The organism is Williamsia sp. z34, from assembly GCF_059553395.1.
Window position 1 is genome coordinate 152947 of sequence record NZ_JCANWW010000010.1, and the last position, 14597, is coordinate 167543.

Below are 14597 nucleotides of genomic sequence, written 5' to 3' on the forward strand. Positions count from 1 at the left end.
CTAGTGTTGAGTATCGAGTCGATACGCCAACGCTAGGGGATTTGAATGTTCGAGTGGTCCGAAGAAGACCTGATGGTGCGGGACGCGGTCCGGAGCTTCGTCGACAAGGAGATCCGTCCCCACGTCGATGAGCTCGAGACCGGGAACCTGCCGCCGTACGACATCATCCGGCTGATGCTCAAGTCGTTTGGTATCGATGCCATGGCGGCCGACGCACTCGAGAAGGACCTTGCTCACGAAGAGGCGGTGGCGCGCGGCGAGGCCGAGCCGAAGTCGGGGTCCGGCGGCGGTAGCGGCATGACCTCTATGGCGTCGATCTTGAACATCGAGTTGTCCGGGGTGAGCCTGGGCATCGTCGCGTCGATGGGTGTCAGCATGGGCCTGGCCCCCTCGACGATCCGGTCGAAGGGAACGCTGGCGCAGAAGAGGCGGTGGCTGCCCGATCTGGTCACCTTGAACAAAGTCGGGGCCTGGGCCATCACGGAACCGGATTCGGGTTCGGATGCGTTGGGCGGCATGAAGACAACGGTTCGGCGCGACGGTGACAAGTACATCCTCAATGGGCAGAAGACGTTCATCACCAACGGGCCGTACGCCGACACGGTGGTGGTGTTCGCGAAGCTGGACGAGGGTGATCCCGATGTCGATCGGCGACACCGCAAGGTCCTGACCTTTGTTCTGGACAAGGGCATGGAGGGTTTCACGCAAGGCAAACCGTTCAAGAAGATGGGCATCATGTCGTCGCCGACAGGTGAGTTGTTCTTCGACAACGTCGTGCTGGAAAAAGACCGTTTGCTGGGGGAGACCGAAGACACCGGAACGGGCAGCGGCGGTGACGGGGCCAAGGCAGGCTTCGCGATGGAGCGGGTGGGCATCGCGACGCTGTCTCTCGGGATCATCAACGAATGCCAGCGGTTGTCGATCGACTATGCCAAGCAACGCACCCTGTGGGGCAAGCCCATTGCCGATCTGCAGTTGATCCAGCTCAAGCTCGCCGAGATGGAGGTGGCCCGGTTCAATGTGCAGAACATGGTCTTCCACGCGCTCGAGCGTTCGAAGGCGGGTAAGCCCCTCGATCTCGCCGAGGCGTCGGTGATGAAGCTCTATTCGTCCCGGACAGCCACCGACGTCGCCATGGAAGCCGTGCAGCTGTTCGGCGGCAACGGCTACATGGCCGAATACCGCGTAGAACAGCTGGCCCGTGACGCGAAGTCGCTGATGATCTACGCCGGCAGCAACGAAATCCAGGTCACGCACGTCGCCAAGGGCGTGTTGGCCCGGTAGGCGAACGCTGGGTCTCGGCTCGGACGTTGCGGGCCGCAGTGAGGGGCTGCGCATCGTCCCGGTCACGTTGTGTGACCGGGACGATGCGCCATCGGAAGAAGGCGGTACGGGCGAAAGCGTCTGTCAGCGGTCTGCTTTGTGGCGATCGGTTGTCCGGTCGGCCGCGTTTGTTTCACCGGCTGCCGTGGCTGCCGGAGAAGGCCGGCGACGAAGGAATCCGACAACGATGAGGACCACACCGATGATGGCGAGCCCGAGGGGAGCCCAGATACCCAACAGGTTCAGCTGGGTCTGACTCTTCGAGAGCTTGTCGGCGGCGGTGGTGATCGATTCGTCGGAGGTTGCCACCTTGATCTGTGACATGTCCATCAGGGGAATGGTTTTGCCGTCCACCTGCATGTTGAGGACTGTGGTCTGGTCTTGTTCGTTCTTGAACGGTGCGCCGAAGTCGGAGTCGACCCACACAGCGACCGCGTTGATCGTGGTGAATTGGAGGGGCACCTGGTCGGGGGCGGCTGCCAGTGCCGCCCGGACACCGTCAGCTCGATCAGCCGCCACGGTGGGCAGCAATGCTTCGATCATCGGTTTGGGCAGTGTGCTTCCATCGCCGGTCTGCGCCATCGCCGCGATGCCGGCCTTGAGCGGGCCGAGAACGTCGGGGTCGGCAACCGGTGCGGTGGTGGTACCGGAGAACTCGTGAACTTCGCGACCGGACAGTTCGCTGGTTTTGACGAACTTCACGGGCTGCGCGGTCTGGGTGACCGAGTCATACATCAGCGCGTCGTCGGTGCTGGGATCCATGGGGAATGACAGTGTCACTCCGCCTTTTTGGTCTTCGACGTCGGTTCCGCTCGGAGCGTCGACCTGTGAGTAGTCAACGCGACTGATCGCGTAGGTATGGGCGTCGGTGGACTCTCCGGTCGGCAGCTTGGAGACGGCGGTGACGGTGACAACTGCGGTATCCCCGTCCACCTCGTCGACTGTTGCCGAGCGTTCGATGGAGATCGGTGTGGCCTCACCGAGTGTGAATGTTGCCGGGTCGATCTGACGGAGTTCGCCGTCGAACGTCGACGAATCGTTTGTGTCTTCCGGAAGTTTCGAAACGTACGGCACCGCGACAAACTTGATCAGCATCGCCAACGCGATGAGTAGGGCGCCAACAATGATCATTGCCAACGAGCTGCGGCGTATCGCCATCAAGATCTCCTCTGGATAGTTGTCGAACCGGCGAAATGGATGTGGAGCGTGTCGATCGGTCAGGAGTGTCGGGTGCCACATCGGGTATGAAATATGTTGTGGCACACAGTGAGGAATGGACATGCGAAACCGGCACACCTCGGGGAACGATGGGGTGTGCTTGGCTGCTGTTGAACGATGAGGCGGCTCGGTGGGAGCGGATGTGCGGGGGTGCACGCGGGAGTCGTGGGCCCGCGTGCACCCCAGGCGACTACTGGCTGGACGCCGTGGCCATTCCGAACTTCACCATGTCCGGCACGAACGGCTGGTTTGCGAGCAGACCACCATCGACCCGCACCACTTCTCCGTTGATGCCCCGTGAGTCGTCGGATGCCAGGAAGGTGAACACCTTGGCCAGTTCAGTCGGGCTGTTGAGCGCCTGCGCCATCGTGTGCTCGAGGTAGATGTCCTTGATCGCCTGTGGCAGTTGCTGTGCCGGCGGCGTTGTGGTCGTGCCCGGGCAGATGGCGTTGCAGCGCACGCCTTCTTTGCCGTACTGCGTTGCGGTGTATTTTGTCAGCGCCAGGATGGCGGCCTTGGTCGCACCGTATCCGGTCAGGCTGGTGTCGCCGGCGAACGCGTGGGTCGACGCCGTGTTCACGATCGCCCCACCCCCGTCCCGCAAGTACGGGAGTGCGTGTTTGGTCAGGAGCATCGCGGAACGAAGGTTCACGGCAAAGACATTGTCCCAGACCTCGATCTGCATCGTTGCGATGTCGCCGTCGTCGGGCGGGAACACCCCGGCGATGTTCAGGATGATGTCCGGTGCCCCGACCTGATCGACGGTCTGCTGCACCAGTTGCTCGATCTGTGCTTCCTCACGAAGGTCCACCTCGATGGCGAGCGCGGTCTTCTCGCCGTGTCGCTCGTTGAGGATCGAGGCAAGGCGTTGCGCACCTTCGAGGTTGATGTCCGCCAGAACCACGCGCGCACCCTCGGCGGCCAGCTCGGACGCGCTCGCGCCGCCGATGTTGAGTCCGCCTGGTTCAACGCTGGTTGCACCGGTGACGATCGCGATCTTACCTTCTACACGTCCCATATCAGTTACTCCTTCATCAGATGATCGGTCGAAATGTATTGGTGCATCACAGATCCAGCACCAGGCGGTCGCCGTGGCACCGAGAAACGCAGATCAGGATGTATTGGCCGGCGAGCCGTTCCTCGTCGGTGAGGATCTCGTCGCGGTGGTCAGGTGTTCCCTCGACGATGATCTGTTCGCATGTTCCGCACATGCCTTGCTGGCATGCGGAAGGAACGTCGACGCCGCCCGATTCAAGGGTCTTGAGGATGGAGACGCCGGGTTTGACGGTGAACGACCGATCCTGCTTCGCCAGAACCACCTCGAATTGTGAGTCGCCATCTGTGCTTCCTGACTGCGCCGCAATGAACCTCTCTGTGTGTAAAGATCCATCCGGCCATGTCGCGCAGTGTGTTTCGATGGCATCGAGCAGTCCGGCCGGCCCGCAGCAGTACACCGCGGTGCCGGGCTGAGATTCCCCGATCGCTGCGGGGAGATCGATGAGCCCGGTGCGGTCCTGGGGTAGCAGGGTCACCCGGTCGCCGTACGAGGCGAGTTCGTCTCGGAACGCCATCGAGTCGAGGCTGCGTCCACCGTAGACAAGTGACCAATCGGCGCCCGCGGCATCGGCCTGTCTGATCATCGGCAGGATCGGCGTGATACCGATCCCGCCCGCGACAAAGACATATCGCTGATGGTCGTCCAACTCAAAAGCGTTTCGGGGAAGACTGATTCGCAACGCGGTACCGCGATCGAGAACGGTGTGTACCTCATCCGATCCACCCCGTCCGGTGGGTTCTCGCAGCACTGCGATCCGGAACGTGCCGGTGTCCGACGGATCGCCGCACAACGAATACTGCCGCACAAGCCCCGACGGCAGGTGTATGTCGATATGTGAGCCGGGCGTCCACGACGGGAGTTCGGCACCGGTGGCCGGTTTCAGCCCGAAGGCCTTCACCCCGTCGGCGACGGTCTCCGCACTGTCGACGACGACGTCGATCAATTCGATGTCGCGGGCTCGCAGATCGGTCATTGCCAGGCCCCTTTCGGCCGAGATCTGTTGCAGCGTCACTGAGTCCATGTGACAGGCAGCTGGTGAACACCGAAGATACGGGCGTCGTTCTTCATCTGGATCTCCGATGCCGGCACCGCGAGCCGCAGATCGGGGAATCGTTCCAGTACGGTGCCGAAGACAACCGCGAGCTCCAAGCGGGCCAGCGGCGCGCCCAGGCACGAGTGCAGGCCGTGACCGAAGGTCAGGTGCCGGCTGGCGTCGCGATGGAAGTCGAGACGATCAGGCTCGTCGAACACCGACGGATCACGGTTGCCCGCCTCGGTCGAGAACATCAACAGGTCGCCCTTGGCGATGTGCCGGCCTTCGATCTCGATGTCTTCGGTGGTGGTGCGTGGAAGGCTGCCGATGATGTCGAGGTGGCGCAGCAACTCCTCGACGGCCTGTGGCATGAGCTCGGGGTCGTCACGCAGTTCCGCGAGCTGCTCGGGATGCTCGAGCAGGGCGAACAGTCCGAGTCCGATCATGTTGCCGGTCGTCTCGTGTCCGGCCATCAACAGAAACGTCGACATGCCCGCCACGTCGATGACGCTCAGATCGCCTGATTCGATGTGCTTGACCAGAAGGCTGATCAGGTCGTCGCCCGGCTCGGCCGTTTTGATGGCCACCAGTTCTGCGAGGTATCCCATCACGTCCCCGATGGCCGAGGCGATGTCCTCGGGTGTGCTGTCGGCGGCGAGCACAGCGCGGGTGCGTTCCTGGAAGAAGTCGTGCTTGTCGTACGGAACGCCCAGCAATTCGCAGATGACCAGCGACGGAAGCGGCAGCGCGAGGGTGTCGACGATGTCGGTCGTTCCGCCTTTCGCCAGAATGTCGTCGATCAGCCCGTTGGCGATCCGTTCGATGTTGGGGCGCATGGCCGCCATGCGGCGCGGGGTGAACTCCTTCGCCAGGATCTTGCGCAGATTGTCGTGCTGCGGCGGGTCCATCGCCACGAAGAAGCCGGGCACTGCTTCGTCGCCGGCATCTCCGCGCGAAGAATCGTCGATGCCGCGCACACTCATCCGCGGATCTGCGATCACCGAGCGGACATTGTTGTATCCGGTGACCAGCCATCCGGGTGTGCCGTTGAAATTGATCTGCTTCAGGTTCTCGTCGTCGAAGTCCTTGTACCGGGCGTTCGGCGAGAACGGACAGGTCCGACCGAAGGGGAACTGGGCGAGGTCATCTGTCTGAGTGGGCGATACGTCGTGTGCTGGGGTGGCGGTCATCGGTGGCTCCTTCATTGGCGGCGAAAGACGGCAGGATTCTGCAGTTGCGAGCGCGGGCCGAGCGTGAGGGTTCTCCCGCGCGAATGTGATGGCGGGCACATCAGTTGTTAACGGTGATTATAGTGACATGACCCACACGTGTTAGTCAATGGATTCGGCGAGGTGACTTCTCGAGAGGCGCTCGAGTCCAAGAGGGTGAGCGTTGACCTGCGGAACTACTGCTATATATGGGATTTGGCTGATACGCGACTAACCAAGACCCATTGCGTTGGCGGTGGGGCTTGGTTAGTGGCGAGACTGCGGGCGATGAACCGCCTCGAAGTTAGTGATAAATATGAAGGTGATTGTCAGATGGCAGATGCCCGCTGGAAGTGTCCGAGCAGATCCGGATATCGCACGAGGTGGGCCCCGCCGTTGAGGTCGAGATTCTCGCCGGTCAGCCAGGAGGCATGCGTCATGTAGACCGCGGCGTCGGCGATTTCCTCGGGCGTTCCGGATCGCCCCAGTGGCGTGTTGGCCAGATAGTCATCTTGCAGTCCCGGAACCGACATCGATGGCGTGGTCAACGGTGTCATCACGATGCCCGGTGCGATCGCGTTCACCCGGATACCACGCTCGGCGAGTTCGAGTGCGGCGACCTGGGTGAGCATGGCCAGCCCTGCCTTGGCCGAGCAGTACGCGCTCAGTCCGGTGCCTGGCTGCCGGGCGTTCAGCGACGACAGGGAGATGATCACGCCGCCGTCGTCCATCGACCGCGCCGCGTGCTTGATCACTGCGAACGCGCCGGTGAGGCAGACATCGACCACGCGCTTGAACTTCTCGATGGAGAGGTCGGTGATGGCGCCGGCAACGCTGAGGCCGGCACTGTTCACGGCGATATCGAGGCGTCCGCGCCGGGCGCGGACGGATTCGAACAGGTTCTGTACGGATCCCTCGTCCGCGACATCGACCTCTACGGCGTCATGCGGTGAACCAAGTTCGGAGGCAAGGGATTTCGCTAGTTCAAGGTTTCGGTCGGCTACGGTTACGGCCACGCCGTCGTTGGCGAGTGCCTGCACGATGGCAGCGCCGATGCCGGACGCGCCCCCTACGACGACTGCGCAGCGTAGATCGGTGGAAGACATATGTGAGGTCCCTTTCGGGGTAAAAGATTCATGGCAGTTCGAGTCCGGTCGGCAGGACCATCGCGTGGGCGAGGGCCGAGAGTTCCTCGGTGATGCCGGGGCGGGCTTTGAGTTCTGGATTTTGTGAGACGTCGGTGATGACGGCGATGGTGGCCTGGGACAGTGCGCGCGCATCGCTCGTACTGAGATGCCCGGCCAGGGTGCAGATCACCTCGACCCATTCGGCGAGGTACTCGCGCTGCGTCTCCCTCAGGGAGGCTTGTTCGTCCTCGGAGAGATAGAGCAGATCGGCGGCCAGGATATGCATGGTCCGCCCGTGAACGCCCAACGCCTGCCGAATGTATGTCTCGACGAGGGCACCGAGCACCTCGTGCGGAGTGGTCGCATGCGAGAGCGCCTCAGCGGTCACATACAGCAAGCCTTCGGCGCCCCGTTCGAGAATTGCCCGCAGTACCTGTGTTTTACCGGTCACGTGCTGGTACAGGGTTGCCACGGACATCCCCGACGCCTTGGCGATGTCATCGATGCGCACGTCGTAGAACCCGCGCTCATCGAAAAGCGTCGTCGATGCCGTCAGTATCCGTTCCCGGCGACCCGCCGGTTTGCGGTGTACCGGAGTCGGTATCGACTGTGTACCGGCGCTGACGTGCGGAAGGTTGCATCCGATGATCGCCTTCGCCAGCGCGGACTGGATGGCGATCAGTCGCTCCGGGGTGAGGCTGCCGCGGATACTCGGCGTGTTCGAGTACATCGTGAGTACCGCAAAGCCGAGCAATTCCGCTTGGTGCGTGGTGACCTCGGGATTCGCCGAGAGGATCATCGCCGCAAGGCGATCCCGGTTGGAACGGAACTGCGCCTGGAATTCGATGCGCTCGGCTTCCTTGAGGTGCCGCTGTTCGCGGCGCCACAGGGTTGCCTCGTCACCGTTTGCGGTGATGTCGCTCAGACCGTCGAGGAACAGGTCGAGGACTTCCTGCGCGGTGCTACCGGAACCGGCGGCCCGGTCCGTCAATTGCTGTGTCAGATCGACCTGGGTACGCAACGCCTCTACCAGGAGGGCGTACTTGCCTTTGAAATGCCGATACACCGCCGGACCGGTCAGCCCGACTGCTGACCCGATCTGGTCGATACTGACATTCTGGTAGCCGAGGTCCTGGAAGAGCAGCGTCGCGGCGCGAACGATCTGTTCGCTTCGGGGTCCTCCGCGGGTGGGTGCTGCGGAGCCGGCTTCGGCAGTGTCCGTCATGGGACCAGTGTCGCACTCGAACCCTGGTCAGCGCCGGACCACGCCACCACCGCGGTTCCGGCCAGAGTTCGTGTCCCATCTGCCAGAGTCACATTCAACTCGAGCACGGCTCGCTGTTCGTCGTCGGCGACGATGATTTCTTTTACCGTGGCCGTCAGCTCCGGCTCGGCTCGGACCGGGGTGATCGCGGTGAACCGCGCAGACAGTTCGCGGATGCTGCTCTGCGGGAATGTGTCGGTGAGCAATCGGCCCAGATACGCCATCGAGAGCATTCCGTGGGCGAACACGTCGTCCATGCCGGAGGCGCGCGCCGAGTCGAGATCGATGTGGATCGGGTTGTGATCGCCCGATGCCCCGGCGAACAACGCCAGTGTCGTACGGGTAACGACCCCGGGCTTGAGTGTCGCGACGACGTCGCCGACGGTGGGTGTGCTCATTTTGTCCCTCCCGGGTTCTTGATGACCCCCGCAGGGTTCTTTATGACGCTGACACTCTCCAATTCGGCCACGATGTCGCCTGCGCGGGTCACGGTGGTGCGTCGCACCAGGAAGTCAAGAGCGCCACCGGCTTTGGAGTATGCGTCGACATACCGTGTCTCGAACCGGACCCGGTCACCGGCATGCACATCGGCGAAGTAGCGGAATCGCTGTTCGCCGTGCAGGACGTTGCCCAGGTCGACGCCGTGTGCCGCGAGATCGCCGAATACGTCGGAGTTCTCCAGTTCCAGTCCGAACAGGAAGGTCGGGGGAGCGAGGACATCTGGGTGACCGGCGGCTATCGCGGCGTCGCGGTCGCGGTAGATCGGATTCTCTTCACCGATGGCGTCGGCGAACTGGCGGATACGTCCGCGTTCGACATCGGTGACGATCGGCGGTGAAACCACCTCGAGGATGGCGTGATCGAGTGCCATCAGGACACCTTCTCGTATAGGCTCACGACGCACGCGCCGCCGAGACCCAGGTTGTGCTGCAACGCAATCCGCGCGCCTTCGACCTGACGGTCGCCGGCGGTGCCGCGCAACTGCCACACCAGTTCGGCGCACTGGGCCAGTCCTGTCGCGCCCAGGGGGTGTCCCTTGGACAACAGGCCGCCGGACGGGTTGGTCACCACGCGACCGCCGTAGGTGTTGTCGCCATCGAGGATGAACTTCTCGGCGGTGCCCTCGGGGGTGAGGCCCAGGCCTTCGTAGGTGATGACTTCGTTGGTGGAGAAGCAATCGTGCAATTCGACGACGGGTATGTCGAGCGGGTCCACGCCGGACGCTTCATAGACCTCCGCGGATGCCTTGGCTGTCATGTCATAGCCGGCGACCCGCATCATGTCGGTCGTCTCGAAGGTGCCGGGAAGGTCGGTGACCATCGACTGTGCCCGCAACCGGATGCTCGAGTCGATGCCGCGGGATCGGGCGAACTCTTCGCTGCACACGATGGCTGCGGCCGCACCATTGGTCGGTGGGCAGCACATGAGCAATGTCAGCGGTCCCCAGATCTGTTTGGAGTTCATGACCTGCGCGAGGTCGATCGGGTCACGGAACACCGCGAGCGGATTGCGTCCGGCGTGCGAACGGGCCTTCACCGACACGCGTCCGAAGATCTCAGAGGACACCCCGTAGCGCTCCATGTAGGTCACGCCCGCGCCGCCGAACATCTTCGCGGCCGCGGGTGCCACGGCGTCGCCGCCGGGCCGCGAGACCGCGATCTTTTCGCCCCGCTCGGTGGGGCTCGGTCGATCGCCATAGGCATTGACCAGCGCACCGGGCTGCATCTGCTCGAAGCCCAGGGCCAGCACGCAGTCCGCGGCACCCGATGCCACGGCCTGGCGCGCCAGCCACAGCGCGCTCGACCCCGTCGAACAGTTGTTGTTCACGTTGATCACCGGGATGCCGGTCATGCCGATCTCGTAGAGAGCGTTCTGGCCCGACGTCGAATCACCGTAGACGTAGCCGACAAAGGCTTGCTGGACGTCGGCATAGCCGAGGCCGGCGTCCTTCAGGGCTGCAAGGGCTGCGGTGGAGCCCATCCGCTCGTAGGTCTCGCTCTTTCCGGCTTTGGTGAAGGGCATCATTCCGACGCCACTGATGCAGACATTTGTCATGGGACCACCTTTCGGTCATGGGGTATATCGAGGGTCTGGGTCCAGATAAGCACATAAAGTCAGGACTAACAATAAGCCGAAACTGCCAGCATAATTGGCTATTGACTCGCAACTTCTTCTGAAGTTAGTATTCACCCCAGTGACTCGGGTCACAAGCCGTGGACGGTGGCTGGGCCCGCGTCGATATCGCGTCGCGCGAAGATCGAACAGAACTCAGGAGAACGCATGAGCGTGCAGAAGCTTCAGGACAAAGTCGCAATGGTCTCGGGATCGGGCCGTGGCATCGGGCGGGCCGTAGCCCTCAAACTCGCTTCCGAGGGCGCCAAGGTGGTCGTCAACGACCTCGACCCCGAGCCCGCGAGAGAGGTGGTCGCCGAGATCGAATCACTTGGCGGGCAGGCCGTTGCGTGTGTGGGGAGCGTGACGGACCCGGAGTTCGCCGATCGGTTCGTCGCGGCGGCGGTCGACAACTTTGCCGCCATCGACATCATCGTCAACAACGCCGGATACACCTGGGACAACGTCATCCAGAAGATGACCGATCAGCAGTGGGCCGACATCCTCGACGTCCACTTGACTGCACCATTCCGGATCCTGCGGGCCGCGCAGCCGGTGATCAGCGCGGCGGTCAAGCGCGAACGCGAAACCGGTTCGGTCCCGTGCCGAAAGATCGTGAACATCTCCTCCACATCGGGGCTGCTCGGAAACCCGGGGCAGGCGAATTACTCGTCGGCGAAGGCCGGGATGATCGGTCTCACCAAGACGATTGCCAAGGAATGGGGCCGCTACAACGTCACCTCGAATGCCGTCGCCTACGGCGTGATCAACACCCGGCTGACGTCGGTGACCACCGAGGCCAAGACCATCAAGGTCGAGGACCGCGACATTCGAGTCGGTGTCGATCCGGCTGTGATGGAGGCCGCGACCAAGCAGATCGCCCTTGGCCGTGCGGGCACTGTCGAGGAGGCCGCCGGCGCTGTCTACCTGTTGTGCAGCCCGGAATCGAGCTACATCACCGGCCAGGTCCTCGTCTGCGGTGGCGGGTTGTGACGGACACGCTCGTGGCCACGACTGCGGCGGCAGGCCGCTACGAAGAAGTGGGCTATGACGTCGCCGACGGTGTGGCCGTGGTGACGCTCGACGCCCCGCAGCGGCGAAACGGCATGCGGGTACAGATGCTGGTCGACGTCTTGCACGCGCTCGATCGTGCGGACAACGACCCGAACGTGCGGGCCGTGATCGTCACCGGTGCGGGCCCGGCCTTCTCTGTCGGCGCCGACCTCGACGGCCCCGAAACCCTCACGCGCGCAATTGTGGAGGACGTCGACGGACACACTCCGACGGGCTATCGCGAACCTGCCGGACGCATCAGCGAGCGACTGTTCGCGATGCAGAAGCCGGTGATCGCGGCCCTCAACGGTCACGCAATCGGCGGCGGTGCCACCATCGCCGCCGCGATGGATGTCCGGATCGCCAGTGCTGACGCGCGGTTCGGGTTCGTGTTCAATCGCCGTGGCGTCGTGCCCGAGGGTGCGTCCACATGGTTCCTGCCACGACTGGTGGGTGTGGGCCGTGCGACGGACTGGATTCTGTCGGGGAGGGTCTTCGACGCCGCCGAAGGATATGAGGCCGGCTATCTCACCAAGGTTGTTCCGGCAGACCAGGTGATGACAGCGGCGCGTGAGTACGCGCAGCAGTTCGTCGCCGACACATCACCGACATCGGTCGCGCTGTCCAAGCGCCTACTCGCCTCGTCATGGTTGCATTCGCATCCCGGGCCTGCAGCCGCCGAAGAATCCCGAACCTACGCCGGACGCGTCGACTCGGCAGACGCGTGCGAAGGAGTCATGTCATTCCTGGAGCGTCGGCCGGCTGTTTTCCCTCCACTCGATCCCTCACCAGCACAACGATTCTGACCCATAGGGGTCCAACCGAGGAGAATCATGACAAGCCAACCGTTCACAGTGTGCAAGTATGGCGCCGATGCCGAGGGCACCCACGACTTCGCAGGCATCGACAATTTCAACGAGAGTGTCTACTTCAACTTCGTCGACCCTGTCTCACAACTAGGCGGCCTCGTCCGCATCGGGAACCGGCCGAACCTCGGCTACAGCGAGACCTCGGTGCAACTGACTCTGCCCGGCGGCGCCATTGCGTTCCGTGCCGGCCGCACACCCTGCGACACCAACGACAGTTTCTCGGGCCAGGGGCTCGAGATCACGATCAAAGAACCCACCCGCACCGCGGAGATCAAATACCAAAACTCTGTTGCGCGCGTGACACATCCGTCACTGATGGCTGAGCAAGGCCGGATCGCGCTGAAGAACGCGCCGGCAGAGGAGTGCGAGATCTCCCTCTCGTACACGGCGTCGAGTCCGATGTTCGTCATCAACGGCGACGGCGACGGTGATTGCACACCGGGTAGTTCGACGATCGCGAGCGATCACTACGAGCAGTTCGGTCACCTCTCGGGCACCATCCGGGTCGGCAAGCGCACCTGGGTCCTCGATGAGGTCACCTCGTTCCGTGATCATTCGTGGGGTCCGCGCGAGTGGGCGTCGTTCACCGGCGAATGGGTCGCCGGATGGCTCATGGACGGAACAGCTTTCAGTGCATACGGGGAATACGAGCCGTCGGGCGTGCGCGTCAGTGCCGGTGCGGTTCTGACCACCGACGGAGTCGCCCACCCGATCACCGACTATCGCGTGCTCACCGACTACGCCGGTGAATCCACCTATGCGGGACGCCATACCGGCATCATCTCGGCGGAGGGCTTGCCGACCATCATCGTGGACGGATCCATCCGCCACTTCGTGCCGGTCACCCAACGTACCGAGGACCGCGCGGTTCGGATGGCGCAGATGACGGTCGACCTCGCCGAAGGTCACGGGGGATGGGCAGTGGCCGAGTTCCTTCGTCCCATTCGCGCCTAGTCCTCGAGTCTGTCCCGGGTTCAAGTGCCCCAAGTGATTCCAGTTCATCGATGAGATACCCCGGCGGCCGACCGGGAAACTCTACACAAGTTGCTCCGTGACGCCTACCGGCCCGCCGCGGTTTCTGCAGGCGCCGGATCGCGCAAGAAAAGGATACGAATCCCATGCCACATGAAGTCTTTGTCTACGACGCACTGCGTACCCCACGCGGTCGCGGTCGCGGCGGATCGCTGCACAGCGTCAAGCCGATCTCGCTGGTGGTCGGTCTCCTGGACGCACTGCAAGAGCGCAATCCGAACCTCGACACCGCACGCGTCGACGACCTCGTGCTCGGCTGCGTCAGCCCCCTGCGCGATCAGGGAGCCGACATCGCGCGCATCGCCGCGATCGCCGCCGGATTGCCGGAAACCGTTGCAGGCGTCCAGCTCAACCGGTTCTGTGCCTCCGGACTCGAAGCGGTCAACACCGCGTCGCAGAAGATCGCGTCGGGTTGGGAGACGCTGGTTCTCGCGGGCGGCGTCGAAAGCATGTCGCGGGTGCCGATGGCCTCGGATGGCGGCGCCTGGGCCAACGATCCGGAAACCAACTTCACCACCGGCTTCGTGCCACAGGGCATCGGTGCGGACCTGATAGCCACACTCGAGGGATTCACCCGGGAAGACGTCGACGCCTTCGCTGCGGAATCCCAGCGCCGGGCGGCGGCAGCCTGGGACGAGGGACGCTTCGCGCGTTCTGTTGTTCCGGTGCGCGATCGCAACGGCACCGTCGTCCTCGACCGTGACGAGCACTTCCGGCGTGGCACCACCATCGAAACGCTTGGGAAGCTGAAGCCCGCCTTCACCGGGATCGGTGCAGCCGGGTTCGACGACGTCGCATTGCAGAAGTATCACTGGGTCCCGAAGATCGACCACGTGCATACCGGTGGCAACTCTTCGGGCATCGTCGACGGTGCGGCCATCGTGGCCCTCGGGAACGAGACGGTCGGGCGGGAACTGGGGCTCACGCCGCGCGCCCGGATCGTCGCCGGTGCCGTCAGCGGCTCGGATCCGACCATCATGCTCACCGGACCCGCACCCGCGAGCCGCAAGGCACTGGCCGTCGCCGGTCTGTCGGTCGACGACATCGACATCTTCGAGATCAATGAGGCCTTCTCATCGGTCGCGCTGCGCTTCATGAAAGACCTCGGTATCCCACACGAGAAGGTCAACGTCAACGGTGGTGCCATCGCCCTGGGCCACCCGCTCGGCGCCACCGGCGCGATGCTCATCTCGACCGTCATCGACGAGCTCGAACGTCGTGACGAGCGACGAGCTCTTGTCACCCTTTGCGTCGGCGGTGGCATGGGCATTGCCACCATCGTCGAACGCGTGTGAGTACAG

14 protein-coding genes and 1 pseudogene are annotated in these 14597 nt (G+C 63.3%); 5 read left to right on the top strand and 10 right to left on the bottom strand.

Going from position 1 to position 14597, the window contains the following annotated elements:
* Positions 1-45 precede the first annotated feature (45 nt).
* Positions 46-1284: an acyl-CoA dehydrogenase family protein gene (locus tag AC51GT_RS21975; RefSeq protein WP_496330158.1), complete on the top strand. Its 1239-nt coding sequence runs from the start codon at positions 46-48 to the stop codon at positions 1282-1284.
* On the opposite strand, the pseudogene AC51GT_RS21980 reads toward AC51GT_RS21975, so the two are convergent.
* The 10 genes and pseudogenes from AC51GT_RS21980 to AC51GT_RS22025 form a co-directional block, all read right to left on the bottom strand.
* Positions 1278-1399 (bottom strand): annotated as a pseudogene (locus AC51GT_RS21980) (IS3 family transposase); the annotation flags it as partial. The gene AC51GT_RS21975 and the pseudogene AC51GT_RS21980 sit on opposite strands and share 7 nt — an antisense overlap.
* A gap of 8 nt (positions 1400-1407) precedes the next feature.
* The gene (locus AC51GT_RS21985) at positions 1408-2481 is read right to left on the bottom strand and encodes a porin PorA family protein (protein ID WP_496330159.1); all 1074 of its coding nucleotides are present in this window, start codon (positions 2479-2481) and stop codon (positions 1408-1410) included.
* A gap of 250 nt (positions 2482-2731) precedes the next feature.
* Positions 2732-3559, bottom strand: a complete 828-nt coding sequence (locus tag AC51GT_RS21990) for an SDR family NAD(P)-dependent oxidoreductase (protein ID WP_496330160.1) — start codon at positions 3557-3559, stop codon at positions 2732-2734.
* Between the two features lie 46 nt (positions 3560-3605).
* Complete coding sequence (locus AC51GT_RS21995) at positions 3606-4571, bottom strand: PDR/VanB family oxidoreductase (protein WP_496330161.1); 966 nt, start codon at positions 4569-4571, stop codon at positions 3606-3608.
* Between the two features lie 35 nt (positions 4572-4606).
* A complete protein-coding gene (locus tag AC51GT_RS22000) occupies positions 4607-5821 on the bottom strand; it encodes a cytochrome P450 (RefSeq protein WP_496330162.1) in 1215 nt (404 codons plus the stop codon).
* Positions 5822-6168: 347 nt separating this feature from the next.
* A complete protein-coding gene (locus AC51GT_RS22005) occupies positions 6169-6945 on the bottom strand; it encodes an SDR family NAD(P)-dependent oxidoreductase (protein WP_496326032.1) in 777 nt (258 codons plus the stop codon).
* A gap of 28 nt (positions 6946-6973) precedes the next feature.
* On the bottom strand, positions 6974-8191 hold the full coding sequence (locus AC51GT_RS22010; protein ID WP_496326031.1) for a TetR/AcrR family transcriptional regulator: 1218 nt from the start codon (positions 8189-8191) through the stop codon (positions 6974-6976).
* Positions 8188-8628 carry a MaoC/PaaZ C-terminal domain-containing protein gene (locus AC51GT_RS22015; RefSeq protein ID WP_496326030.1) on the bottom strand — a complete coding sequence of 147 codons (441 nt, stop codon included), beginning with the start codon at positions 8626-8628 and terminating at the stop codon, positions 8188-8190. Before AC51GT_RS22015 ends, AC51GT_RS22010 begins: the two co-directional genes overlap by 4 nt.
* Entirely contained in the window at positions 8625-9101 is a 477-nt protein-coding gene (locus AC51GT_RS22020; protein WP_496326029.1) for a MaoC family dehydratase N-terminal domain-containing protein, read from the bottom strand. The genes AC51GT_RS22015 and AC51GT_RS22020 overlap by 4 nt, the downstream gene beginning before the upstream one ends.
* The gene (locus tag AC51GT_RS22025; protein ID WP_496326028.1) at positions 9101-10285 is read right to left on the bottom strand and encodes a lipid-transfer protein; all 1185 of its coding nucleotides are present in this window, start codon (positions 10283-10285) and stop codon (positions 9101-9103) included. Before AC51GT_RS22025 ends, AC51GT_RS22020 begins: the two co-directional genes overlap by 1 nt.
* A 225-nt stretch (positions 10286-10510) precedes the next feature.
* On the opposite strand from AC51GT_RS22025, the gene AC51GT_RS22030 reads away from it, so the two are divergent.
* The 4 genes from AC51GT_RS22030 to AC51GT_RS22045 all read left to right on the top strand — a co-directional run bounded on the left by AC51GT_RS22030 (position 10511) and on the right by AC51GT_RS22045 (position 14591).
* Positions 10511-11335: an SDR family NAD(P)-dependent oxidoreductase gene (locus AC51GT_RS22030; protein WP_496326027.1), complete on the top strand. Its 825-nt coding sequence runs from the start codon at positions 10511-10513 to the stop codon at positions 11333-11335.
* Positions 11332-12201 carry an enoyl-CoA hydratase-related protein gene (locus AC51GT_RS22035; protein WP_496326026.1) on the top strand — a complete coding sequence of 290 codons (870 nt, stop codon included), beginning with the start codon at positions 11332-11334 and terminating at the stop codon, positions 12199-12201. The genes AC51GT_RS22030 and AC51GT_RS22035 overlap by 4 nt, the downstream gene beginning before the upstream one ends.
* A gap of 27 nt (positions 12202-12228) precedes the next feature.
* On the top strand, positions 12229-13218 hold the full coding sequence (locus AC51GT_RS22040; protein WP_496326025.1) for a DUF7064 domain-containing protein: 990 nt from the start codon (positions 12229-12231) through the stop codon (positions 13216-13218).
* 164 nt (positions 13219-13382) lie between these two features.
* A complete protein-coding gene (locus tag AC51GT_RS22045) occupies positions 13383-14591 on the top strand; it encodes an acetyl-CoA C-acetyltransferase (RefSeq protein WP_496326024.1) in 1209 nt (402 codons plus the stop codon).
* The last annotated feature ends 6 nt before the right edge of the window (positions 14592-14597 follow it).

Coding starts and splice junctions, on each gene's coding strand:
- AC51GT_RS22010 (WP_496326031.1), bottom strand. CDS start 8,191: ATGACGGACACTGCCGAAGCCGGCTCCGCAGCACCCACCCGCGGAGGA.
- AC51GT_RS22045 (WP_496326024.1), top strand. CDS start 13,383: ATGCCACATGAAGTCTTTGTCTACGACGCACTGCGTACCCCACGCGGT.
- AC51GT_RS22005 (WP_496326032.1), bottom strand. CDS start 6,945: ATGTCTTCCACCGATCTACGCTGCGCAGTCGTCGTAGGGGGCGCGTCC.
- AC51GT_RS22025 (WP_496326028.1), bottom strand. CDS start 10,285: ATGACAAATGTCTGCATCAGTGGCGTCGGAATGATGCCCTTCACCAAA.
- AC51GT_RS22020 (WP_496326029.1), bottom strand. CDS start 9,101: ATGGCACTCGATCACGCCATCCTCGAGGTGGTTTCACCGCCGATCGTC.
- AC51GT_RS22015 (WP_496326030.1), bottom strand. CDS start 8,628: ATGAGCACACCCACCGTCGGCGACGTCGTCGCGACACTCAAGCCCGGG.
- AC51GT_RS22030 (WP_496326027.1), top strand. CDS start 10,511: ATGAGCGTGCAGAAGCTTCAGGACAAAGTCGCAATGGTCTCGGGATCG.
- AC51GT_RS21985 (WP_496330159.1), bottom strand. CDS start 2,481: ATGGCGATACGCCGCAGCTCGTTGGCAATGATCATTGTTGGCGCCCTA.
- AC51GT_RS21975 (WP_496330158.1), top strand. CDS start 46: ATGTTCGAGTGGTCCGAAGAAGACCTGATGGTGCGGGACGCGGTCCGG.
- AC51GT_RS21995 (WP_496330161.1), bottom strand. CDS start 4,571: ATGACCGATCTGCGAGCCCGCGACATCGAATTGATCGACGTCGTCGTC.
- AC51GT_RS22040 (WP_496326025.1), top strand. CDS start 12,229: ATGACAAGCCAACCGTTCACAGTGTGCAAGTATGGCGCCGATGCCGAG.
- AC51GT_RS22000 (WP_496330162.1), bottom strand. CDS start 5,821: ATGACCGCCACCCCAGCACACGACGTATCGCCCACTCAGACAGATGAC.
- AC51GT_RS21990 (WP_496330160.1), bottom strand. CDS start 3,559: ATGGGACGTGTAGAAGGTAAGATCGCGATCGTCACCGGTGCAACCAGC.